Raw genomic sequence first — 21,164 nt, 5'->3', positions numbered from 1 at the left:
TGGTCCCGGCGACAACGGGGAGGCCCGTGGTTTATCGGCGATTTACGTCTGGCGGGTTACGGTGCTGTTGCGATCAAGCGCCCGCAAGACCCCATAGAGCTTACGAACCCATGCCCCGCATCCTTCTCGCCGAAGACGACGACAGCCTGCGCGGCTTTCTGGCCCGCGCCCTCGAGCGCGCCGGATTCGAGGTGCAGGCCTGCGCCGACGGCGAGGAGGCCACGGCCTATCTCGGCGAAACCTGGGACCTGCTGCTGACCGACATCGTCATGCCGGGGATCGACGGCATCGAGGTGGCCCGTCAGGCCGCCGCCGCCCAGCCGGGCCTGCGCATCATGTTCATCACCGGCTTCGCCGCCGTCGCCCTGGCCGCCGCCGACCGCGCGCCGGCTGGCTCGAAGGTGCTGTCCAAGCCGGTGCACCTGCGTGACCTCGTCACCGAGGTCGAGCGGATGATGGCCGCGGCCTGAAGCCTCGCGCTCGAATCGCAAGCTCGGGCGGTATGGGCGCTTGCGCCCGCGCGGCCCCATCGGTATATCCCCGACCCTTCCCGGCCTAACCGCCCCGGCGGACGTGTAGCTCAGCGGGAGAGCACCTCGTTGACATCGAGGGGGTCACAGGTTCAATCCCTGTCACGTCCACCATCTCCTTCCCGTTCAAAATCCGGCACGACAACCTTCCGTTCGAAGGTGTTCGTTCGCGACTTCGCCGCGAGCGCAGTCGGCATGGCGACGCGGCGGAATGCACGGACATCGGCGGTCTTGAGCATTCCCCTCTGGACAGGCGTTAACGACTGAAACAGGTTCACGCCGATGCGGCGTGGGGCCGCCAAGGCGAGACGTGAGCATGGCTGCGGGCGTGGTGAAGTTTTTCAATGCGGCGAAGGGGTTCGGTTTCATCGCCCCCGACGCCGGCGGGCCGGACGTCTTCGTCCACGCTTCGGGCGTCAACGACCCGGCCGGTCTGAACGAGGGGGATCAGGTCGAGTTCGAGGTGGTCGCCGACCGCCGGTCCGGAAAAGACACCGCCGTGGACGTGCGGGTGACGGGCGCGGCGCCGCCGCGCGCCAGGGCGCCGTCCAGCGGGCGTGGCGACGCGGGGCCCCGTGGGCGGTCGCTGGGGGAGGCCGCCGGCGCCGTGAAATGGTTCAACGTTAGCAAGGGTTTCGGCTTCATCCAGCCGGACGCGGGCGGTCCAGACATCTTCGTGCACGCATCCGCCGTGCAACGCGCCGGCCTGAGCGACCTTCAGGACGGTCAGAGAGTCAGCTTCGAAGTGCTTTCCGATGATCGGACGGGCAAGCTGTCGGCCGCCAATCTGAGGCTGGGCTGAAGCTTCGCCGCGCGCCTGAATAGTACGGCGCCGGGAGATCAGTAGGAACGTCGGACGTCCGGGGGGAGTCCGACGGCAGGCGATCGTCGATCGCTTGAGGCTCGTTCTCGCCACGCCGCCTCAGGCGAACAGGGCGAGGGCCGTGCCGATCCAGGCGATATGGAACACTGCGCAGCCGATCAGTACAGCGACGATATCCCAGCGGGGTCGCGAATGCGGCGCCACGCGGAGACGAAGCGGATACTGCGTCTGCGAAATGCCTTCTGTGTGAACATCAGTTGGGGCGCGAGAGGCCAAGGTTTCCTCCTTGGGTTTATTCTAATTAACTTAACCTGCGAGAGCGCGAAGCGTTCCCGTAAAACCCTAGGTGGAATTGATATCTGTCCGAGGCGCGACGGAACGCCTCACCCCACGCTATGCGGGCGTTCTTGGCGCTATCCATGCAGGTGAGCTCGTCGAGGAGACGGAGCGATCCATCATGGTACGAATGTCTGACAGCTACGGGACTGTCGAACCGCAGTATGTGTCGCTGCGGAACGAACTGGAGTCGCACCGGCGCACGGCGTCGTTTTCGATCACCCTGGCGATCGGGGCGGCGGTGTTCGCGGCGGTCTTCATCGCGGCTTTCCTGGTCATCTGACTCGCCCCCGCTTGACGCGAGGCCGCCGTGGTGGCCGTTGGGCGAGACGGCCGACGACTCGCGATCGGCCGCAGGAGGATGCGCGATGAAGACGGCTTTGATCGCCCTTGGCGTGACCGCGGCGGCGATTCTCTCGACCGGCGAGGCGTCGGCCCAGACCCCTCGCTCCGCCCAGCAGTGTTTCCGCGCCTCCGACTGGCGGGGCTGGAAGGCGACGCCGGACGGCCAGAGCATGTATGTCGACACCGGCATCAATCGCACCTACCGGCTGGACTTCGTGCAGCCCTGCGCGGAGCTGAACGCCCTGGGCGCCACCCTGCTTCAGTTCACCGACCGCGCCTATATCTGCCGGCCGATCGACGTGAACATCCGTGTGGTGCGGCCTGGCCTTTCGACCACCTACTGCCAGGTGAGCCGGATCACGCGCCTGACCCCCGCCCAGTCCAAAGCCCTGCCCCGCGCCGTGCGGCCCTGATCGATACGACTTGACGGCGAACGCCGGTCGGTGAAGCTGCGCCCTTCCCTGGGGAGGGCCTATCCATGCATTCGCTGTCCAATCGCTTTCTGCGCCTCGCGGTCATCGCCGCCCTCTGCGGCATGACCTGGGGCATCGTCATGGGGGCGCAGCAGAACTTCGCCGCCGCCAGCGCCCACGCGCACCTCAACCTGCTGGGTTGGGTGTCGATGTCGCTCTATGGCCTGTTCTACCGCGTCGTGCCGACCGCCGCCGAGGGCAAGCTGCCGAAGGTGCACTTCTGGCTGGCCCTGGCGGGGGTGCTGATCTTCGTGCCGTCGCTGGGCGTGGTGCTGGCGGGGCCGAAGACCATGCTGATGAACGCCGAGAAGGCGATCATGCTGGCCAGCCTGCTGGTGGCCGTCTCGATGGTGCTGTTCGCGGTGATCGTATTCAAGGCGACCGGCCGCAAGGCCGCCTAGCGCAGGCCGGCCAGCGCCTGTTCGGCGGCGGCGACTCCGGTCAGCCAGGCGCCGTGGGCGGTCGAATAGAACGCCGGCGAGCAGGCCTCGCCGGCGAAGAACAGGCGGTTGTCCACCGGCGCGGCCAGCACCGCGCGGTCGTCCGCGTGGCCGGGCAGGGCGTGGGAATAGGCGCCCAACGCCCACGGGTCGCTGCGCCAGCGCGTTTCGTGCAGCGGAGTCAGCGCCCGGCGGATGTTCGAGCCGATCAGGTCGACCAGGCGCTCGACGCAGGCGGCGTGGGCCGCGCCCGGGCCTTCCACCTCCAGGGCGTCGGCGGCGCGACCGCCGATGAAGGCCTCGATCATCGGGCGGCCGAAGGGGCGCAGGTGAAAGCTCGGCGCGTCGACGGCCCGCACCGCGCCGAACAGGTGGCCCTCGTCCGGCAGTTCGTCATAGCCCTCCAGGAGGAAGGTGACCTTGTTGGCCAAGCCCAGCGGCAGGCCGGCGGCGGCGGCCCCCTTGTCGGGCAGGCCCGGCGAGAACGACAGACGGCCCCGCGACAGGATCGGGGTGGGGACCGCCACGATGACGGCGGCGGCGTGCAGGGCTCCACGCGCGGTCTCCAACACGACCTCGGGGCCATCGTGGCGGATCAGGTTGACCGGGCAGTCCAGCGTCACCCGCTCGGGATCGGGAGCCAGGGAAACGATCCCCGCGCCGTAACCCTCGCGCACCCGCCAGTTGACGTTGGTGTCGACATAGGCTGCGTAGTCGCGGATCGAAACGCCATCGAGTTCGACGCCGCTGTAGAAGCTGCTGATGGCGTCGATCAGGGCGTTCCAGCGCCCGCCCGGCTGCAGGAAGTCGGCGGCGGGGCGGTCGGGCCCCTCGTGGGCGGCCTTGTCGATGGTCTCCTCGAAGGCGGCGAAGGCGGCGCGGAACGCCGCCTGGTCCTCCGGCGGGAAATCCTGGTCGCCCGATTGCCGCTCCCAGGCGGGTCGGGCGCGGTCGATGGTGAAGCCGCGCTGCTCGATGAGGCCGACCAGCGGGTTCTGGTCCGCCGAATGCAGCCAGCCGCAGCCGAGGTCGATCGGCAGGTCCGGCCGCGCCAGGACGGTGTGCGCCCGCCCGCCGAGCCGGGGCCTGGCCTCGATCACCACGAAATCGGCCGGCGTCGCCGCCAGCCGCGCCGCCGCGCCCAGGCCGGCCGCGCCGGCTCCAACGATGGCGATGTCGACGCGGTTCATGGCGTTATTTGAACCCCTTCCCCATCAAGGGCGAGGGATCATTTGCGGAGGTTCGGCTTGTCCAGGTCGAGGTCGCCGACGTCGATGGTTTCGGCGCCGGGGAGGGCGGTCTTGACGCCCGAGCCCATGACCTTGGCGTCGCCGACGACGATGACGCTGGCCTCGGCCGGGTTCAGTGAGCGGCCGGCGAACGCCTGGACGTCGGCGGCGGTCACCGCCTCGACCCGGCCGGTGTAGGCGCTGATGTCGCCGAGCGGCAGGCCGTAGAAGGCGAGGTCGCCGAGGGTGTCGGCGAGGCCGCCCGTCGTGCCCAGGGTGCGGCCGTAGCCGCCGACCAGCACCGACTTGCGGCTGGCCAGCTCGTCGGCCTCCGGCGGGCGGGCGGCGAGGCCGGCGATCTCGGCCTTGACCAGGCCGACCACCTGGCCGGCGGACTCGTTCTTGGTCTGGGCCTGGGCCGTGAAGCCGCCGATCGACAGGCGCGGCGTCAGGCCGGAATTGGCGCCATAGGAAAGGCCGCGCTTGAGGCGGATTTCCTGGTTCAGGCGCGAGCTGTAGCCGCCGCCGAGGATCGAGTTGGTCAGGATGGCCTTGAAGTAGTCGGGGTCGGCGCGCGGAATGGTGGTCTTGACCACGCTGACCATCGCCTGGCCCGCGCCCGGCAGATTGACCACGATGTTCCGCGGCCGGGTTTGCGGGCGGATGATCGGGGTGGGCGGCGCCGCGCCCTCCGGCCTGGCCCAGCCGCCGAACGCCTTCTCGGCCATGGCGAAGCCTTGCTCGGGCGTGATGTCGCCGGTCAGCACCAGGATGGCGTTGTCGGGCCGGTAGGCCGCCTTGTGCAGGGTGGCCAGCGTGTCGCGGTCGATCTTGGCCAGGCTGCCGGGCGTGCCGGCGGCGACGTGGCCGAAGGCGGTGCCGGCGTAGAGCACCGGCGCCGAGACGAAGCCGGCCAGGGCGCGCGGCTGGCCATAGGCCACCTGCAGCCCGTCGAGGGTCTGGGTGCGGACACGGTCGACCTCGGCCGGGTCGAACTTCGGGTTCAGGACCACGTCGGCCATGATGGCCATGCCGCGCTCGAGGTTCTGCGGCATCACCCCGAGGGTGACCGACGACGACTCCAGGCCGGCCCCCGCGTTCAACTCGGCGCCCAGCTGCTCGATCTCGGTGGCGATCTGGGTGGCGGTGCGGGTGGTGGTGCCTTCCGTCAGCAGGTCGGCGGTCATGCTGACCGCGCCGGCGAGGCCCGGCGGATCGAAGGCCGCGCCGCTCTTGATGGTGAGGTCGGCGGTGACCAGCGGCAACTCGGTGGACTTGGCGACGATGACGCGCAGGCCGTTGGCGAGGACGCGCTCCGAAGGCGTCGGCAGCACGGGATTGACCGGTTTGCCGACGGGCGGCCGCTGCTGGCGCTGGCCTTCGGGGGCCAGGGTGAACACCTCGCCGGTGAATCGGGCCGAGGCGACCTTGGGCGACGGCGGCGCGATGGCCTCGGCGACCCCCGGCTTGCGCTCGCTTTCCGGCAGGTAGCGGATCACGGTGCGCAGCTCGTCCGGCATGTATTTCTTGGCGGCGGCCTGGACGTCGGCGGCGGTGACCGCCTGCAACTCGGCGATGGCGCTGTTGGCGCGAGCCGCGTCGCCCTCGGTGAGCAGGGCGTAGCCAAGGGCGAAGGCCTTGTTGTCGACCGTCTCGCGTTCGCGCACGGCGGCGGCGATCAGCTCGGTCTTGGCCTCGGTCAGCTCGGCCTCGGTGGGCGGGGCGTCGCGCATCCTGGCGACCTCGGCGCGCAGGGCGGCCTCGCCCTGGTCGACGGTCTTGCCCTCCGACATCACGGCCATCACCTGCACCAGACCCGGCTGGGCGGGCAGGTCGGCGCTGGAACTGGCCTCGGCGGCGATCTGCTGGGTGTAGACGAGGCTCTGATAGAGGCGCGAGGACTTGCCGCCCGAGAGGATGGCGTCGAGCACCTTCACAGCGGCGGCGTCCTTGTCCGAGGCTTTCGGGCCGAGCCAGGTGATGGCCACGGCCGGCAGGGGCACGTTGGGGCCGTAGGCGGTGACGGTCTTGGAGGTGGTGCGGGCGGGCTCGACCACGGTGACGCGCTTGATCGGGTCGGCGGGCTTCCGCAGCGGGCCGAAATACTGGTCGACCCATTTGTCGAGCTGGGCCTCGTCGAAGTTGCCGACCACGATCAGGGCGGCGTTGTCGGGCCGGTAGTAGGCTTGGTGGAAGGCGCGTACGTCGTCGATGGTCGAGGCGTCCAGCTCCTCCAGATTGCCGATGCCGGGGCGCTTGTAGGGGTGTTCGGCGTAGCTCTGCTGGGCGATGGCCAGGTTGAGGCGGCCGTAGGGATTGGCCAGGTAGCTCTGGCGGTACTCCTCCTTCACGACGTCGCGCTCGGACTTGAAGTTCCCCTCGTCGACGACGAGCGAGCCCATCCGGTTGGCCTCGGCCCAGATCAGCTGCTCCAGGTGGTTGGCCGGGATCACCTCGTAGTAGTTGGTGAAGTCGTCCCAGGTGGAGGCGTTGTTGAAGCCGCCGACGTCTTCGGTCAGGCGGTCCATGGTCTCGCTGGGCATGTCGCGCGTGGCCTTGAACATCAGGTGTTCGAACAGGTGCGCGAAGCCGGAGCGGCCGTTGGGGTCGTCCTTGGAGCCGACGTCATACCAGACCTGCACCGAGACGTTGGGGGTGGTGCGGTCGAGCGAGGTGTAGACCTTCAGCCCGTTCGGCAGCACCCGTTCCTTGAACTCGATCGGCGGGACCTCGATCGCGGTCTTGGCGCCCAGGGCGGGTATTCGCGAGCACCCCGCGGCGGAAAGGGCGGCGGTGGAGAGGACGAGGGCGAGACCGAAGGCGCGAAGGTTCATGCGGCGAGGCTCCGAAGCTTGAGCCGACCCTAACACCGCCTCGCTTGGGGGAAAGATTACGGTCCTGTCATCCGAGGCGCCGGCGTCGGCGATGGCGTGGCGAGAAAAGGCGCCGCCGGGTGTCGAACCTGAAGAGGATCGTTCGTCCTTGGTGTGGAACCTTGCAGGAGACGACCGCCATGAGCCCCGTGATCACCGCCTTCGAACGTTCGCCCGACCGTGGCCGGGGCCTGGCGCGCGACATGCGCGTGCGCTGGGCGCTGGAGGAAGTGGGCTGGGCCTATGACGTGCGCCTCGTTTCCTTCGCCGAGATGAAGCGGGCGCCTCACCGGGCGCTGCAGCCCTTCGGTCAGATTCCGACCTTCGAGGACGGCGATCTGGTGTTGTTCGAAACCGGGGCCATCGTGCTGCACCTGGCCGAACGCGGCGCGGGACTGCTGCCGGACGACGGCAAGGCCCGGGCGCGGGCCATCAGCTGGATGTTCGCGGCGGTGAACACCGTCGAGCAGCCGATCATCGAACTGCAGGACGCCCTGTTCGCTGAGGGCGACGCCCCCTGGAAGGAGGCCCGCCTGCCGCTGGTGAAGGACCGCATCCGCGTGCGCCTGGCCGACCTCGCCAAGCGGCTCGGCGACGCCACGTGGCTGGACGGCGGCTTCACGGCCGGCGACCTGATGATGATCTCGGTGCTGCTGCGCCTGCGCTCGTCCGGCCTGCTGGACGAATATCCCAACCTCGCCGCCTATGTCGCCCGAGGCGAGGCGCGCCCGGCCTATCAGCGGGCGTTCGCGGACCAGAAGGCGGTGTTCGAGGCGTCGGGCGGGTGAGGCTTATCCCCGGAGGATCTTCTCCATCGCCTTGCCCTTGGCCAGCTCGTCGATGAGCTTGTCGAGGTAGCGCAGCTCGCGCATCAGCGGGTCTTCGATGTTTTCGACGCGGATGCCGCAGACCACGCCCTTGATCTCGGCGCGAGCCGGGTTCAGGCGCGGAGCCTGGGCGAAGAAGGTCTCGAAATCGGTCTTGTCGGCGAGATGGCGCTCCAGGCCTTCCTGGGTCAGGCCGGTCAGCCAGCGGATGATCTGATGCACCTCGGCCTTGGTGCGTCCCTTCTTCTCCGCCTTGGCGATGTAGTGCGGGTAGACGCTGGCGACGCTCATCTTGAAGACACGGTGGGTCACGCGGCGGCTCCCTGAAGGCGTCTGAGTAGAACCCTTCCCCCTCGAAGGGGGAAGGGCAGGGATGGGGGTGTCGGCGACCCGTATCGGAATGGCCTCAACAGGCGGGGCCTCTTGCGCCTGACCGGAAGCGCTCTGCGAACACCCTCACCCCTTGCCCCTCTCCCTTGGAGGGAGAGGGGTGGTCTTAGCACGCTCCCTCGCGCTAACTCCCCCGCATGGCGCGCAGCAAGCAAACCCCCGAGTTCGATATCGTCGTCGACGGCGAGCCCTTTGTCTGGTGGCTGCAGCGCCAGCCGGGCTGGAACAGCGACGACAACGCCTACACCGGCATGGCCCTGGGCGCCCTGCACAAGGAGGGACAGCGCGAGGTGGTCCTCGAGTTCCCGCCGCCGGCCGCGAAGCCGAAGTTCGGGGCGACGACGCTCAAGCCGTCGCAGATTCCGGTCGATCTGGTGGCGCGGGCCATCGCCTCGGCCGTCGCCGCCGGGTGGGAGCCGCTGTCGCGCGGCAAGACGGTGACCGTGGCGGTGGACGCCAAGGGGGGGTGAAGCGGTTGCGCTCGGCGTCCTTCGACACGGCCGCTGGCGCGGCCTACTCAGGATGACGACCTCAGCAGTTCGATCGCCAACCCACCTGCGTCATGCTGAGTAGCGCCGTCAGGCGCGTGTCGAAGCACGCAAGGCCGAAGCCTCAGGTCGCCGGCCGGTTCTTCACTAGATCGTCGACCACCGAGGGATCGGCCAAGGTGCTGGTATCGCCCAGGCTGCCGAGTTCGTTCTCGGCGATCTTGCGTAGAATTCTCCGCATGATCTTGCCGGAGCGGGTCTTGGGCAGGCCGGGGGCCCATTGGATGACGTCCGGCGCCGCGAAGGGGCCGATCTCCGCGCGGACGAACTTCACCAGCTCGGCGCGCAGGGCGTCGGTGGCCTCGGCCTCGGCGGTGAGGGTGACATAGGCGTAGATGCCCTGGCCCTTGATGTCGTGCGGATAGCCGACGACGGCGGCCTCGGCGACGGCGGGGTGCAGCACCAGGGCGCTCTCGATCTCGGCGGTGCCCAGGCGGTGGCCGGAGACGTTGATCACGTCGTCGACCCGGCCGGTGATCCAGTAGTAGCCGTCCTCGTCGCGGCGGCAGCCGTCGCCGGTGAAGTACTTGCCCGGATAGGCCGAGAAGTAGGTGTTGTAGAAGCGGTCGTGGTCGCCCCAGACGCCGCGCATCTGGCCGGGCCAGCTGTCGGCGATGCACAGGTTGCCCGAGACGGCGCCCTCAAGGATGTGGCCTTCCTGATCGACCAGCACCGGCTCGACGCCGGGCAGGGGCTTGGTGGCCGAGCCGGGCTTCAGATCGGTGGCGCCGGGCAGGGGTGAGATCATCAGGCCGCCCGTCTCGGTCTGCCACCAGGTGTCGACCACCGGGCAGCGGCCGTCGCCGACCACTTCGTGGTACCAGCGCCAGGCCTCGGGATTGATCGGCTCGCCGACACTGCCGAGCAGGCGCAGGGAGGCGCGTGACGTGGACTTCACCGGTTCGTCGCCCTCACGCATGAGCGCGCGGATGGCGGTGGGGGCGGTATAGAAGATCTCGACCTTGTGCTTGTCGATCACCTGCCAGAAGCGCGAGCTGTCCGGGTAGGAGGGCACGCCCTCGAACATCAGGGTGGTTCCGCCGTTGCACAGCGGGCCGTAGACGCCATAGCTGTGGCCCGTCACCCAGCCGACGTCGGCGGTGCACCAGTAGACCTCGCCCGGGCGGTAGTCGAAGACCGCTTCGTGGGTCCAGGCGGCCCAGGCGAGATAGCCTGCCGTGGTGTGCATCACCCCCTTCGGCTTTCCCGTGGAGCCGGAGGTGTAGAGGATGAACAGCGGATCCTCGGCGCCCATCGGCTCGGGCTCGCAGACCGGCGAGGCGGCGTCGCGCTCGGGCTCGTAGGCGATGTCGCGGCCGTCGTGGTCGAGCCAGGCGGCGCCGGTGCGATTGATGACCAGCACGCGGTCGACCTCAGGGCATTGAAGGAGCGCCGCGTCGACGTTCCTCTTCAGCGGAATGCGCTTGCCGCCGCGCACGCCCTCGTCGGCGGTGATGACGATGCGCGAGCCGCAGTCCTGGATGCGGCCGGCGATGCTGTCGGGGGAAAAGCCGCCGAACACCACCGAATGGATGGCCCCGATGCGGGCGCAGGCCAGCATGGCGTAGGCCGCCTGCGGGATCATCGGCAGGTAGATGGTCACGCGGTCGCCGCGTTTGACGCCGTGCGTCTTCAGCACATTGGCGAAGCGGCAGACCTCCTCGTGGACCTCGCGGTAGGAGATGCGGCGGCTGTCGGTCGGCTCGTCGCCCTCGAAGATGATGGCGGTCTGGTCGCCGCGCTCGGCCAGGTGCCGGTCGAGGCAGTTGGCGGAGAGGTTCAGCACCCCGTCGACGAACCAGCGGATGTGGAAGTCGTCCTTCGCGTAGGAGACGTCCTTCACCACCGTGAAGGGCTTGATCCAGTCGAGGCGGGCGGCGAACTTGCGCCAGTAGGCTTCCGGATTGCTGCGGGCCTCCGCGACCGCGGCGTCGTAGGCGGCGGCGTCGAGGTGGGCGCGGGCGGCCCACTCGGGGCTGACGGGGTAGACCTCTTGCTCGCTCACGCCTTCACTCCCTTGTCGTTGGCGCGAGTATGCTAAGCCGACCGCTGACTTCAAGGAGGCCTTTCCATGCTGCTCGCCAAATCGACCTGGCCGGAGATCGAGGCCTTCCTCGCGAGGTCGCGGACCGTGGTGATCCCGATCGGCTCGAATGAGCAGCACGGGCCGACAGGCCTGCTCGGCACCGACTGGATGTGCCCCGAGATCATCGCCCATGAGGCGCAGAAGAGCGGCGACCTCCTCGTCGCCCCGACCTTCAACATCGGCATGGCGCAGCATCACCTGGCGTTCCCGGGCACCATCTCGCTGCGACCCTCGACCTTCATGGCGGCGATCGGCGACTGGGTGCGCTCGCTGGCCGGGCACGGCTTCACGCGAATCTATTTCCTGAACGGCCACGGCGGCAACGTGGCCTCCATCGAGGCGGCGTTCTCGGAAATCTACGCCGACTTCTCCTTCACCGGCCGCTCGGCCGGCTTCGCCTGCAAGCTGAAGAACTGGTGGGATCTCGACGGCGTCGCCGCCCTGGCCAACCGCCAGTTCCCCGTGGGCCACGGCAGCCACGCGACGCCATCCGAGATCGCGGTGACCCAGTGGGCCTATCCCGACGCCATCAAGGCGGCGAACTACGCGCCGCAGATCGCCGCCACCGGCCCGATCCGCGAGGCGGTGGACTTCCGCGCCCGCTATCATGACGGCCGCATGGGTTCGGACCCGGCGCTGGCCACCCCCGAAAAGGGCGGCGAGTTGGTGGCGGCCTCGGCCCGGGCGTTGATCGCCGACGTCGCGGCGTTCGGCGCCGAGCGCTCGCCGGAGCCTTATTCGAAGGCTTAGGCCGTCGCCTCGGTCTTCCAGGCCTCACCCAGAATCTGCTGCAGCAGGCGCTGGCTCAGGCTGCCCGAGAGGTCCTGTTTCGCGTAGGCCTCGCCGGCCTTGGCGCGCAGGTCGTCGATCTCGCGGCTGAGGAAGGTCATGGTTCCGGCCGGGCCGGATTCACGTTCGGCGCGGTCGGCCGCCCATTGCGCCCGCTTCGCCGCCTTTTCTTCCGCCGTCAGCCGAGGCATGGGCGGCAGGCCCTGCATCTCGCGCATGGCCTGGAACTGCTTCTGCTGATCCTCGGGCAGTTCGTCGAAGAAGCGGATGGCGCTGTCGGGGAGAGCCAGGCTGCGAAGCGACTGGGCGGCGGTCACTTCATCGGCGGTCAGCAAGCCGTCGTCGTTCTTGTCGCGCGACATGAAGATCGGCCCGGCGGCGTAGCCGGCGTCGAGATTGGCCGCCCGGCGCAGATCCTGCTCGGCCTTCATCTCCTCGGCGTTCAGAGCGCCGTCGCCGTCGAGGTCGGCACGGGCGAACAGGTCGGCAACCGCTGCCGCGCCCGAGCTTGCCGGGTCGGCGCCGGCGTTCTCGGACTGCGCGGCGAGCAGCGAGCCCAGGGTGTCGGCGCCGAAGGTGCTGGAGGGCGTCATTTCCGAGCGGATCACCTGGCCGTCGCGGTCGGCGTCCAAGGCGTTGAAAATCCTGGCGGAGTCAGCCTGGCCGGGCGTCGCCGCCCCGATCTCGGAGACGCTGAGGGCGTCGTCGCCGTCGGTGTTCAGGCGATCGAACAGCCGCATGTAGAGTTGCTGGGTCAGCGTGCCGCCGGCGGTGATCGCGACCATGACGTTCCTCTCGAAGCCTTCGTCGGCCGAAAGGCTCGCAAGGTCCGCGCCAGGATGTCCGGTCGTCCACAGGCGCGGCGTCGCACCCGCTCACAGCTTTCTGGCCCAGACGACCGAATCCGGCGCGAATAGGGCTCGACTCTGTGGTTCCTATTTTGTTCTGGTTGGGGATGTCTAACGTGCGCCCTGTTTCCTCCGAGACCTTTTCGCCCTCCCAACTCGCCGAAGACGGCTGGGCCCTGGCCGGCTTCGGCCTGACCCTGCGCCAGGCGGTGGCGGAGGACCGTCACCTGCGCGCGCGCTGCGGCTGCGGCCGGCACGGGCCGATCGACCCCGGCTACTGGCTGGCCCGCCGCTGGCACGACCGCCCGCTGGAGGACCTGGCCGATCAGGTGCGCTGCCCCTGCGGCTCGTCCCAGTCGGGCCTGGAGGTGGCGTCGGGCGGGCCGACGCCGGGCGCGGGATTTTATGTGACGCCGTAGAGGCCTACCGCGGAATCTCGGCGATCTTGCGCAGGGCGACCTGACGGTAGACGGCCTCGACCTCGAAGTAGCGGCGGAAGGCGCCGTGGAAGCGGTCGACCGCCTGCTTCACGCCCGGGCCGCCGATCTCCGACTCCCGGTGCCAGTAGTCGTCCATCACCATCACCCCGCCGATGTTGAGCAGGGCGGCGCAGAACGCCAGATCGATCATCACCGCCAGGGCGGTGTGGCTGCCATCGATGAAGATCAGGTCGAAGCGCTCGCCGCGCTCCAGCATCTTGGGCAGCTCGTAGGTCGAGAAGCCCTTGTGGATGTCGAGGCTGCGGAAGGCCAGCTTCTGGATGTTGCGTTGGAAGCGCGGCTCGACGGCGTGGTACTTCTCTTCCGGGTTCAGGGCTTCGTCGAACCACGGATCGATGACGGTGACGTCGAGGCGGCCCGGCAGCAGCCAGTCCATGAAGGCGAGGTTGCGGCCCTCGTAGGCGCCGATCTCCATATAGCGGATCTGGTCGCGGCCATCGGCGAAGCCGCGGAAAATCGGGGCGGCGAACGGGATGTTCTTGTCGGTCCAGTCCTCGCTGAACTCGAAACCCTTGGCCTGAACGTGCGCGGCGAAGGCGGCCATCATGGTCGCATCGCGCGGCTGGGTCATGGTGCGGGCGAAATGCGGGGCGAACCGCCCGTTCATGCTCGCCATCGCCTTGAGGGCTTCCGCCATCCGGTCGTCTCCATTCTGGAGCGGGAGCCATAGCGCGGCAGGCGTTAAGGAAGGACGGACGCGGTCTAGGAGGCCTGTTTCAGCAGGTTGGTCGGCAGGCTGCAGGCGGCGCCGCCGGCCTCGGACCGCATGCGGCTGCAGTAGAGGACCTGGGTCGGCTGGGCGGTGGCTTTGGCGTACTGCACCACATAGCCCGGCGCCTTGTCGGCGCAGGCGACCTCGACGAAACCGGCGTCCGGCGTCACCCCGATGAAGCGGCTCGCCGAAACCTGGCAGGTGGTGGTCGGATAGGCCTTCTTCAGCACGGCGGTGAGCCGGGTGTAGGTCGCCTCCACCGCGCTGAGGCCGCACCGATAGCCGGTGGTCTCGGCCGCCGCGCAGTTGAAGACGCGGCCCGCGCCGGCCTTGGGGAACAGGGCGACGGCGCCGTCGGCCCGGTTGGAGCAGGCGATCTCCACCGTCTCGTCCTGGTCCGTCGAGGCGAGACCGCGATAGCCGGAGACGGCGCAATCGTAGCCCGCGGCCTTGGCCAGGGCCGTGTAGCGGGCGTTGTCGGCGGTCTGGGCGCCGCGGCTGTCGGTCAGGGTGCAGCCGCCGGCGATGCCCTCGGCGTTGGCGCAGGCGACCTTGGTCTTGAGGCCGCCCCGGAAGTCGGCCGCGACCATGAACCCGACGCCCGAGGCGCAGGCGATTTCGTAGTAGGTGTCGCCCTGGCTAGCGGCGACGTAGCGGCGTCCCTTGACCTCGCAGGCCTTGTCGGCGGCGGCGGCCAGCGGATCGACGGCGGCGGCCAGCATGGCCTCGCGGGAGATCAGTTTGCAGTCGGTCGATGAGCCGGGCTCGAAGGCCAGGCAGTTGCGGGCGGTGACGTCCTTGGCCGGATCGAGCATCTTGGGCAGGCCGAGCACATAGCCGCGGTCGCCGGCGCAGGCGACCTCGATATAGGTGGCGTCGGCAGTGGAGCCGAGCGCACGGGCCTGCTTCAGGTCGCAGGTCACGCCGGAATTGGCGAGGTAGGGCGCGAGCTGCGCGACCGCGTCGCGGTTGGGCGGCAGCATGCAGCCGAGGGGGTTGCGGGATCCGTCGGCGCGGGGCGTCGAGGCGGCGATGCAGTCCTGCAGCTCATAGCCGGCCTGGCCGGCCTCGACCGTCTTGATGACCACCCGGCCGAGGGCGCCGGCGCAGGCGAGCTCATAGGCGTCGACGGTGATCTGCGCCTTCTTGTCCTCGCTTATCGGATTGTAGAGGGCGTCGGTCAGGGTGCATGGAGCGCCTGAGGCGGCGATGAGCGCGGGAGCCTCGGCCCGGCCCTTCTCAAGGCGGACCTTGCTGTAGGACCCGCGGACGGCGGCCAGCAGATCGGCGGCCTGCTCCACCGAAACCGGCGAGATGGGGATGGTCAGGGTCGAGCTGCGATCGCTGCGGTCGTTCACATAGGGATGCTTCTTCCGCATGAAGTCGGAGAGGGTGACTTCCGCCTCGGCGATGCGCGGCAGCGGCGAGGTGGTCAGGTCCTTGGCTCGCGGCGTGCCGCCCGCGCCCGGCGCGCCGTGGCAAGCCTCGCAGCCGAGTTTGTTGAACAGGGCCGCGCCCCGCGCCACCGCCGCCGCTTCAGGCGATTGCGCCGAGGCGACGCCGCCAAGGCCGAGGGTCGAAAGCAGGGCGGTCGCGACGGCGACCAGCCCGATCACGCGCAACTTCATCGACGCCTCCCAAGGGTGTTTCCCCCTTTGTGGCGAGTAGGCGGCAGGGGGAGAACAGCGTCAAGCGGCGCGATGTCACCCACCCGACCGACAGCCGCCCGCGACCGTGTAGCTTCACCGCGCTTTCCGCGGCGCGATCTCAAACTTTGCGGCCGAGCTCCGCGAACCGACCTCCAAGGTGGGCGTTACGCTCAAGCTGGAGAGGATAGTCACCGCAGAGGACGCATGGCGACGACGGACCGACGCATTTCCACGGGCAACGTGGGCCTGGATCGCATTCTGGGCGGCGGGTTGCCGCCGAACCGGTTGTACCTGGTCGAAGGCGCGCCCGGCAGCGGCAAGACGACCCTGTCGATGCAGTTTCTGCTGGAGGGCAAGGCGCATGGCGAGCGAGGGCTCTACATCACCCTTTCGGAGACCGGCGAGGAGCTGGGCGCCGTCGCCGCCTCCCACGACTGGGACCTCGACGGCGTCGATCTCTTCGAGCTGTCCTCGGCCGAGGAGGTGCTGGGCGAGGGGCGTGAGCAATCGATCCTGCACCCTTGGGAGATGGAACTCGGCGGGACCATCCGGCTGATCCAGGCCGAGGTGGAGCGGGTGCAGCCGACACGGGTGGTGTTCGACAGCCTCTCTGAGATGCGCCTTCTGGCGCAGGATGCGCTGCGCTATCGTCGGCAGGTGCTGGCGCTGAAGCAGTTCTTCGCCGGCCGAAAGATCACCGTCATCCTCGTCGACGACCTGACCGGCAACGGCGGGGAGCGGGACGGCCACCTCCACAGTCTGTGCCACGGCGTGATCACCCTGGAGCGGGTGACTCTTGAATTCGGCGCCGCGCGACGGCGGTTGCAGGTGCAGAAAATGCGTGGCGTCGACTTCACCGCCGGCTACCACGACCTCAATCTCCGCAAGGGCGGGCTCGATGTCTTCCCGCGCCTGATCGCATCCGATCACCACGCGCCCTTCATTGGCGATAACACGCCCAGCGGCGTGACTGAACTCGATGAATTACTGGCTGGCGGGCCCCTGCGCGGCACCAGCACCCTGATCACGGGCCCGGCCGGCTCTGGCAAGACCACTCTCGCGCTGCAGTATCTCTATGCCGCCTGTGAGCGCGGCGAGGCCTGCGTGGTTTACCAGTTCGACGAGCGCATCGGCACCTTACTGGTGCGGGCGGAGGCCATGGGCCTGGACCTGCGCAAACACCTTGAAGCCGGTCGCCTGAAGATCGTGCAATCCGATCCGGCCGAGACTTCGCCTGGGGAGTTCGCTTGGAACCTCCAGCGGGAGTTGGAAGACCGCGACGTTCGCATCGTCGTGTTCGACAGCCTCGCCGGCTACATGGCGGCGATGCCGGAGGAAAAGCAGATCGTGCTGCAGATGCACGAGTTGCTTTCCTACCTGAACCAGCAGGGTGTCGTGACACTGCTCATCAATCCGCAGAGCGGCTTACTCGGCACCATGGCGACAGCCGGGTTGAATATCTCCTACGTTGCTGACACCGTGATCCTCATTCGCTTTTTCGAGGCGGCCGGGCGCATCCGAAAGGCGATCTCGATCATCAAGAACCGCGGCGGACCGCACGAGGATACAATCCGCGAGTTGCGCATTGACGCCCAAGGCATTCGTGTCGGCGAACCCCTCACCGACTTTAAGGGCGTGCTGACCGGCACCCCAGAGTATATCGGCAAGCGGGACCCCTTGATGGAAGATCGCGGAACCGGTGGATAGTGCGGCGCACGAGGGTCAGCGGATTCTGATCTGCGCGCCGTTCGGGCGCGATGCGGCCAATATGCGCGAGCTGTTGGGCCGTGAGGGCTATGACGCCCAGGTCTGCGACGATCTCAACGCCGTGGCGGCGTGTCTCGACGAGCATGTCGGGGCGGTGTTGCTGACCGAAGAGTGCCTGCTTTCGCCGCTGGGCGCCGTGCGCGCCTGGATCGAGGCCGAGCCTCCGTGGTCGAACCTGCCTTTCGTGTTGCTGGCCGCGCAGCAGACGGGGCGGGCGACTCCGGCCCACGCGCCCCGGCTGAAGCTCGCCGATTTCGTCGCCAACCTAGTGATCCTTGAACGCCCGCTGGGCTCGGCGTCGCTGCTCAGCGCCGTGGCCTCGGCCATGCGGGGACGCCAGAAGCAGTTCGAGATGCGCGAGCGGCTGAAGGAACTCGCGGACAGTCGCCAGGCCCTGCTGCAGAGTGAGGCCGAGCTCAGGCGCGCCGCCGACGCCCTGGAACAGAAGGTCGCCGAGCGGACACGCGAACTGCAGGAGGAAGCGGCCAATCGCGCCCAGGCTGAAGCCGCCCTGCGCCAGAGCCAGAAGATGGAGGCGGTGGGCCAACTAACCGGCGGCATCGCCCACGATTTCAACAATATGCTGACCGGGGTGATCGGCTCGCTGGACCTGATCAAGCGCCGGATCGCCTCCGGCCGCCTGGAGAATCTCGACCGCTACATGGAGGCGGCGTCCGCCTCGGCCCAGCGGGCGGCGGCCCTGACGCAGAGGCTGCTGGCGTTTTCCCGCCGCCAGTCGCTCGACTCCCGGCCGACCGACATCAACAGCCTCATCCTGTCGCTCGACGATCTGATCGAACGCACGATCGGCGAGCAGATCACCGTCGAGATGGCGCTCGCCGACGACCTGCCATTCGGCGTGGCGGACGAGAACCAGCTTGAAAGCGCCCTCCTCAACCTCGTCATCAATGCGCGTGACGCCATGCCGAACGGCGGCCGGCTGACCATCGAGACGCGGTTCGCCGAGGTGGACCAGGCCTACGCCGACACGCGGGCGGAGCTGTCGCCGGGGCGATATGTGGTCGTGGCGGTGTCGGACACCGGCGTGGGCATGGACGCCGCCGTGCTGGAGAAGGCGTTCGACCCCTTCTTCACCACCAAGCCGCTGGGCCAGGGCACGGGTCTGGGCCTGTCGATGGTCTACGGCTTCGCGCGCCAGAACGGCGGCGCGGTGCGCATCCACAGCCATCCGGGGCAGGGGACCTCGGTGAAGATCTATCTGCCCGCGGCCGAGGACAGCGCGGTCGAGGCGACGATCGACGCCGACGCCCCGGCGCCCCGCGGCGCGGGGCAGCGGGTGCTGGTCGTCGAGGACGATCCAGCCGTGCGAATGCTGATCCAGGAGGTGCTGGACGAGCTGGGCTACGAGGCCGTGGTCGCTGGCGAGGCGCTGGCGGCGGCGCCCATCCTGGCCTCGGACCAGCCGCTGGATCTGATGATTTCCGATGTCGGCCTGCCGGGGATGAGCGGGCGCGAACTGGCGGAGGTCGCGCGCGGTCACCGGCCGGACCTGCCGATCCTGTTCGTCACCGGCTATGCCGAGAACGCGGCGATCCGATCCGGCTTCCTGGGGGCGAACATGCAGATGATCACCAAGCCGTTCGCCCTCGAAACCCTGGCCGGCAAGATCGGCGAGATGCTGCAGACGCCGGCGGAGACGGCTTAGAGGTCAGCCCAGGGTCAGGATCACCGGGCCGTTGCGGGTGGCGACCAGGGTGTGTTCGTACTGCACGGTCGGCTGGCGCTCCGGCGGATACAGCGTCCAGCCGTCGTCGCGCTCCTCCACCCAGTCCGCGCCGAGCGACAGGAAGGGCTCGATGGTGAAGACCAGACCCTCGGGGATGGTGCGTCGGTCGCGCGGCTCGTACCAGGTGGCGATGTCGCCCGGATCGTCGTGCAGCGAGCGGCCGACGCCGTGGCTGGCGAGGTTGCGGACCAGGCTGTAGCCATTCTTGTCGGCGAAGGCCTCGATGGAGCGGCCGATTTCGTTGAGGCGCCCCTCGGGCTTCACGGCCCGGATGCCCGCCCACATGGCGCGGCGGCCGTCGCGGCACAGCCGCTCGATGCGGCGGCTGGTCGGGGGCACGGCGAAGCTGGCCCCGGTGTCGCCGAAATAGCCGTCGAGTTCGGCCGAGACGTCGATGTTGATCAGGTCGCCGGCCTTGACCACCGTATCGCCGGGAATGCCGTGGGCGCAGTCGGGGCCCACCGAGATGCAGGTTGCGCCGGGGAAGTTGTAGGTCAGCTCCGGGGCCGAGCGGGCGCCCTCCTTCTCCAGCAGGGCGCGGCCGATGTCGTCCAGCTCCCGGGTAGTGATCCCTGGCTCCAGGGCCTTGCCCATGGCGGTGAGGGTGCGGGCCACCAGGGCGCCGACGGTGCGCAGCTTGTCGAGCTGGTCCTCGCTCTCGATGGTCATGGGCTGGATCCTTTCGCCGCCCATGATGTCGGGTGAGCGGCCGCAAGGCAACGACCGCCACCGTCACCGTTGCGGAAGGTCCGGCGGCGGGCGAACTCCGGTCGATCCAGCCTGATCGCCGTGGCGGCTGATTGCGGCTAGCTTGGCCTGCGGGCGCGCAGGGCGCGGGGAGGCGACGATGACCGAAGGGGCTGGAGCGTGAACAGGCTGGCCGTGATCGTCGGAGCGGGGGCCGCGGCGCTGATCGTCGTCGGGGTGTTGGCCGCATCGCTGAACCGGCCGCCGCCGCCTCCCCCGCCCAAGCCGCCGACGGCGGCGGAGGTGGCGGCCCAGGCCGAGGCGGAGCAGCGCACCCGGCCGCACACCGTGCTGAAGGTGGAGATCGAGCGCGGCGTGAAGAGCGCCAAGGGCGAGGGCTTGATCCTCTCCGGCGTGGTGATCAACAGCGCCGACTTCGCGGTGAAGGATCCCGAAATCCACTGCCTGATCCACGCCGCGAACTACCAGCGCCTCGCCCGGCTGGCCAAGACCCTGGAGGGCGAAATCCCCGCCAAGGGCAGCAAGCGCTTCGAGAACTTCGAGGTCGGCGTCCTGCCGCCGGGCGTCTCGGGCTTCAACTGCGGCGTCGATGTCGCGGCGGTGGCGGGCTAAGCGCCACCCAGATATCCGTCATCGCCGGGCTCGTCCCGGCGACCCATGCGTGGTGAGTCCGAAGAGGCGCATGCGCGCCCGCAAAGTCGGTGTTCATGGGCAGCCGGCGCAAGGCCGGCTGTGACGAACAGGGAAGGGGGGAGGAATTCAGGCCGTGACCACCACCCCGTTCACCACCTCGACCGGCCACGGCTGCAGCCTGTCGCCATAGCAGGGGCCGGCGGCGCAGACGCCGTCGTCGAGGCTGAACAGGGCGCCGTGCACCGAGCAGAGGATGAAGTCGCGCTCGCGGGTCAGATAGCGGTCGGGCAGCACCGATAGCGGAAAGCCGTTGTGCGGACAGCTGTCGACATAGCCGGTCACCGCCTCGCCGCGCCGGATCACGAAGCCGGCGAACAGGCTGCGCTCGACGCGGAAGCGGAAGCCCCGCGCGCCGAAGTCGGCGAGCTCGTCCAGGGGGCAGAGGATGGTCCCCGGCCCCGGGCGGGCCGGGTTATCGGCCCCCGCGTCGATCAACCGACCGAGCCGGCGCCCACGCGCCAGGGCTTGATCTCGGCGGACGAGAACAGACCGGCCTTGGTGTAGGGATCGGCCGAGACGATCGCCTGGGCGCCGGCCAGATCGTCGGCCTCAACGATGGCCAGCGTGCCGATGGGCTTGCCCTCGGCGTCGAGGAACGGACCCGCGACCTTGAGGTTTCCGCCGAGGCTTTCGAGGTAGGCGAGGTGTTCCGGGCGGGTCGAGGTGCGCAGGTCGAGGCCGCCGGGCTTGTCCTGGGCGAGGATGACGAAGAGGGCCATGGGAGAGTCCTTGAAGTCTCGGGTTTCTGAGCGCGCGGACACTTAACGTTGGTGTAGCCGAAGTCCAAGAACCCTCTCCCTCGAAGGGAGAGGGGCAGGGGTGAGGGTGTCGGCAGGGCGTATCGGATGAGG

At 68.9% G+C, this 21,164-nt stretch carries 22 protein-coding genes, 1 tRNA gene and 1 pseudogene; 14 read left to right on the top strand and 10 right to left on the bottom strand.

The window, feature by feature from the left end:
- The first annotated feature begins 110 nt into the window (after window positions 1-110).
- From cpdR to ACFLIT_RS09025, 7 genes and pseudogenes are all read left to right on the top strand, one after another.
- On the top strand, window positions 111-470 hold the full coding sequence (cpdR, locus tag ACFLIT_RS09055; protein WP_479910892.1) for a cell cycle two-component system response regulator CpdR: 360 nt from the start codon (window positions 111-113) through the stop codon (window positions 468-470).
- A gap of 99 nt (window positions 471-569) precedes the next feature.
- A tRNA-Val gene (locus tag ACFLIT_RS09050) sits at window positions 570-644 on the top strand.
- Window positions 645-846: 202 nt separating this feature from the next.
- Window positions 847-1,032, top strand: a pseudogene (locus ACFLIT_RS09045) (cold-shock protein); the annotation flags it as partial.
- 84 nt (window positions 1,033-1,116) lie between these two features.
- A complete protein-coding gene (locus ACFLIT_RS09040) occupies window positions 1,117-1,332 on the top strand; it encodes a cold-shock protein (protein ID WP_479911158.1) in 216 nt (71 codons plus the stop codon).
- Between the two features lie 478 nt (window positions 1,333-1,810).
- Window positions 1,811-1,972: a hypothetical protein gene (locus ACFLIT_RS09035; RefSeq protein WP_479910891.1), complete on the top strand. Its 162-nt coding sequence runs from the start codon at window positions 1,811-1,813 to the stop codon at window positions 1,970-1,972.
- 85 nt (window positions 1,973-2,057) lie between these two features.
- The gene (locus ACFLIT_RS09030; protein WP_479910890.1) at window positions 2,058-2,447 is read left to right on the top strand and encodes a DUF6491 family protein; all 390 of its coding nucleotides are present in this window, start codon (window positions 2,058-2,060) and stop codon (window positions 2,445-2,447) included.
- 65 nt (window positions 2,448-2,512) lie between these two features.
- A complete protein-coding gene (locus tag ACFLIT_RS09025) occupies window positions 2,513-2,908 on the top strand; it encodes a hypothetical protein (protein ID WP_479910889.1) in 396 nt (131 codons plus the stop codon).
- On the opposite strand, the gene ACFLIT_RS09020 is transcribed toward ACFLIT_RS09025, so the two are convergent.
- Together ACFLIT_RS09020 and ACFLIT_RS09015 are read right to left on the bottom strand one after the other, a co-directional pair.
- Window positions 2,905-4,137, bottom strand: a complete 1,233-nt coding sequence (locus tag ACFLIT_RS09020; protein WP_479910888.1) for a flavin monoamine oxidase family protein — start codon at window positions 4,135-4,137, stop codon at window positions 2,905-2,907. The two genes, ACFLIT_RS09025 and ACFLIT_RS09020, sit on opposite strands and share 4 nt — an antisense overlap.
- A 38-nt stretch (window positions 4,138-4,175) precedes the next feature.
- On the bottom strand, window positions 4,176-7,010 hold the full coding sequence (locus ACFLIT_RS09015) for a M16 family metallopeptidase (RefSeq protein WP_479910887.1): 2,835 nt from the start codon (window positions 7,008-7,010) through the stop codon (window positions 4,176-4,178).
- A 179-nt stretch (window positions 7,011-7,189) separates the two neighbouring features.
- On the opposite strand from ACFLIT_RS09015, the gene ACFLIT_RS09010 reads away from it, so the two are divergent.
- Complete coding sequence (locus ACFLIT_RS09010) at window positions 7,190-7,837, top strand: glutathione S-transferase family protein (RefSeq protein WP_479910886.1); 648 nt, start codon at window positions 7,190-7,192, stop codon at window positions 7,835-7,837.
- Between the two features lie 3 nt (window positions 7,838-7,840).
- On the opposite strand, the gene ACFLIT_RS09005 is transcribed toward ACFLIT_RS09010, so the two are convergent.
- Window positions 7,841-8,167 (bottom strand): DUF2200 domain-containing protein, encoded by a 327-nt coding sequence (locus ACFLIT_RS09005; RefSeq protein WP_479911157.1) that lies wholly within the window; start codon window positions 8,165-8,167, stop codon window positions 7,841-7,843.
- Window positions 8,168-8,403: 236 nt separating this feature from the next.
- Between ACFLIT_RS09005 and ACFLIT_RS09000 the strand changes: the two genes are divergently transcribed.
- Entirely contained in the window at window positions 8,404-8,736 is a 333-nt protein-coding gene (locus ACFLIT_RS09000) for a hypothetical protein (protein WP_479910885.1), read from the top strand.
- Between the two features lie 142 nt (window positions 8,737-8,878).
- Here the strand turns inward: ACFLIT_RS09000 and acs are convergent, their stop codons facing one another.
- A complete protein-coding gene (acs, locus tag ACFLIT_RS08995; RefSeq protein WP_479910884.1) occupies window positions 8,879-10,819 on the bottom strand; it encodes an acetate--CoA ligase in 1,941 nt (646 codons plus the stop codon).
- 66 nt (window positions 10,820-10,885) lie between these two features.
- On the opposite strand from acs, the gene ACFLIT_RS08990 reads away from it, so the two are divergent.
- A complete protein-coding gene (locus ACFLIT_RS08990) occupies window positions 10,886-11,650 on the top strand; it encodes a creatininase family protein (protein ID WP_479910883.1) in 765 nt (254 codons plus the stop codon).
- Here ACFLIT_RS08990 and ACFLIT_RS08985 read toward each other — a convergent pair.
- Entirely contained in the window at window positions 11,647-12,474 is an 828-nt protein-coding gene (locus ACFLIT_RS08985) for an EF-hand domain-containing protein (protein ID WP_479910882.1), read from the bottom strand. The genes ACFLIT_RS08990 and ACFLIT_RS08985 overlap by 4 nt on opposite strands.
- Window positions 12,475-12,653: 179 nt before the next feature.
- On the opposite strand from ACFLIT_RS08985, the gene ACFLIT_RS08980 reads away from it, so the two are divergent.
- Entirely contained in the window at window positions 12,654-12,956 is a 303-nt protein-coding gene (locus tag ACFLIT_RS08980; RefSeq protein ID WP_479910881.1) for a hypothetical protein, read from the top strand.
- 4 nt (window positions 12,957-12,960) lie between these two features.
- Here ACFLIT_RS08980 and ACFLIT_RS08975 read toward each other — a convergent pair whose 3' ends face one another.
- Entirely contained in the window at window positions 12,961-13,674 is a 714-nt protein-coding gene (locus ACFLIT_RS08975) for a class I SAM-dependent methyltransferase (protein WP_479910880.1), read from the bottom strand.
- Between the two features lie 65 nt (window positions 13,675-13,739).
- Window positions 13,740-15,377: a hypothetical protein gene (locus ACFLIT_RS08970; protein ID WP_479910879.1), complete on the bottom strand. Its 1,638-nt coding sequence runs from the start codon at window positions 15,375-15,377 to the stop codon at window positions 13,740-13,742.
- Window positions 15,378-15,602: 225 nt separating this feature from the next.
- Here ACFLIT_RS08970 and ACFLIT_RS08965 point away from each other — a divergent pair, with 225 nt between their 5' ends.
- Together ACFLIT_RS08965 and ACFLIT_RS08960 are read left to right on the top strand one after the other, a co-directional pair.
- Window positions 15,603-17,105 (top strand): ATPase domain-containing protein, encoded by a 1,503-nt coding sequence (locus ACFLIT_RS08965; RefSeq protein ID WP_479910878.1) that lies wholly within the window; start codon window positions 15,603-15,605, stop codon window positions 17,103-17,105.
- Window positions 17,098-18,831, top strand: a complete 1,734-nt coding sequence (locus ACFLIT_RS08960; RefSeq protein ID WP_479910877.1) for an ATP-binding protein — start codon at window positions 17,098-17,100, stop codon at window positions 18,829-18,831. The genes ACFLIT_RS08965 and ACFLIT_RS08960 overlap by 8 nt, the downstream gene beginning before the upstream one ends.
- A gap of 3 nt (window positions 18,832-18,834) precedes the next feature.
- Here ACFLIT_RS08960 and map read toward each other — a convergent pair whose 3' ends face one another.
- The gene (map, locus tag ACFLIT_RS08955; protein WP_479910876.1) at window positions 18,835-19,581 is read right to left on the bottom strand and encodes a type I methionyl aminopeptidase; all 747 of its coding nucleotides are present in this window, start codon (window positions 19,579-19,581) and stop codon (window positions 18,835-18,837) included.
- Window positions 19,582-19,779: 198 nt separating this feature from the next.
- Between map and ACFLIT_RS08950 the strand changes: the two genes are divergently transcribed.
- On the top strand, window positions 19,780-20,232 hold the full coding sequence (locus ACFLIT_RS08950) for a hypothetical protein (protein ID WP_479910875.1): 453 nt from the start codon (window positions 19,780-19,782) through the stop codon (window positions 20,230-20,232).
- 147 nt (window positions 20,233-20,379) lie between these two features.
- Here the strand turns inward: ACFLIT_RS08950 and ACFLIT_RS08945 are convergent, their stop codons facing one another.
- Window positions 20,380-20,748, bottom strand: coding sequence for a Rieske (2Fe-2S) protein (locus ACFLIT_RS08945; protein WP_479910874.1), 369 nt, complete (start codon window positions 20,746-20,748; stop codon window positions 20,380-20,382).
- Complete coding sequence (locus ACFLIT_RS08940) at window positions 20,745-21,032, bottom strand: YciI family protein (RefSeq protein ID WP_479910873.1); 288 nt, start codon at window positions 21,030-21,032, stop codon at window positions 20,745-20,747. The genes ACFLIT_RS08945 and ACFLIT_RS08940 overlap by 4 nt, the downstream gene beginning before the upstream one ends.
- Between the last annotated feature and the right edge of the window lie 132 nt (window positions 21,033-21,164).

The organism is Caulobacter sp. HJHS_5 (assembly GCF_056683955.1).
The sequence above is the reverse complement of the archived record's forward strand: the minus strand, read 5'-3'. Positions and strand labels throughout refer to the sequence as shown.

Bases quoted from the DNA above. Each gene is read 5' to 3' on its own strand.
- ACFLIT_RS09025 (WP_479910889.1), top strand. From the start codon at position 2,513: ATGCATTCGCTGTCCAATCGCTTTCTGCGCCTCGCGGTCATCGCCGCC.
- ACFLIT_RS08970 (WP_479910879.1), bottom strand. From the start codon at position 15,377: ATGAAGTTGCGCGTGATCGGGCTGGTCGCCGTCGCGACCGCCCTGCTT.
- ACFLIT_RS09035 (WP_479910891.1), top strand. From the start codon at position 1,811: ATGGTACGAATGTCTGACAGCTACGGGACTGTCGAACCGCAGTATGTG.
- ACFLIT_RS09005 (WP_479911157.1), bottom strand. From the start codon at position 8,167: ATGAGCGTCGCCAGCGTCTACCCGCACTACATCGCCAAGGCGGAGAAG.
- ACFLIT_RS08965 (WP_479910878.1), top strand. From the start codon at position 15,603: ATGGCGACGACGGACCGACGCATTTCCACGGGCAACGTGGGCCTGGAT.
- cpdR (WP_479910892.1), top strand. From the start codon at position 111: ATGCCCCGCATCCTTCTCGCCGAAGACGACGACAGCCTGCGCGGCTTT.
- ACFLIT_RS09030 (WP_479910890.1), top strand. From the start codon at position 2,058: ATGAAGACGGCTTTGATCGCCCTTGGCGTGACCGCGGCGGCGATTCTC.
- ACFLIT_RS08975 (WP_479910880.1), bottom strand. From the start codon at position 13,674: ATGGCGGAAGCCCTCAAGGCGATGGCGAGCATGAACGGGCGGTTCGCC.
- ACFLIT_RS09010 (WP_479910886.1), top strand. From the start codon at position 7,190: ATGAGCCCCGTGATCACCGCCTTCGAACGTTCGCCCGACCGTGGCCGG.
- ACFLIT_RS08940 (WP_479910873.1), bottom strand. From the start codon at position 21,032: ATGGCCCTCTTCGTCATCCTCGCCCAGGACAAGCCCGGCGGCCTCGAC.
- ACFLIT_RS09015 (WP_479910887.1), bottom strand. From the start codon at position 7,010: ATGAACCTTCGCGCCTTCGGTCTCGCCCTCGTCCTCTCCACCGCCGCC.
- ACFLIT_RS09020 (WP_479910888.1), bottom strand. From the start codon at position 4,137: ATGAACCGCGTCGACATCGCCATCGTTGGAGCCGGCGCGGCCGGCCTG.
- map (WP_479910876.1), bottom strand. From the start codon at position 19,581: ATGACCATCGAGAGCGAGGACCAGCTCGACAAGCTGCGCACCGTCGGC.
- ACFLIT_RS08990 (WP_479910883.1), top strand. From the start codon at position 10,886: ATGCTGCTCGCCAAATCGACCTGGCCGGAGATCGAGGCCTTCCTCGCG.
- ACFLIT_RS09000 (WP_479910885.1), top strand. From the start codon at position 8,404: ATGGCGCGCAGCAAGCAAACCCCCGAGTTCGATATCGTCGTCGACGGC.
- ACFLIT_RS08985 (WP_479910882.1), bottom strand. From the start codon at position 12,474: ATGGTCGCGATCACCGCCGGCGGCACGCTGACCCAGCAACTCTACATG.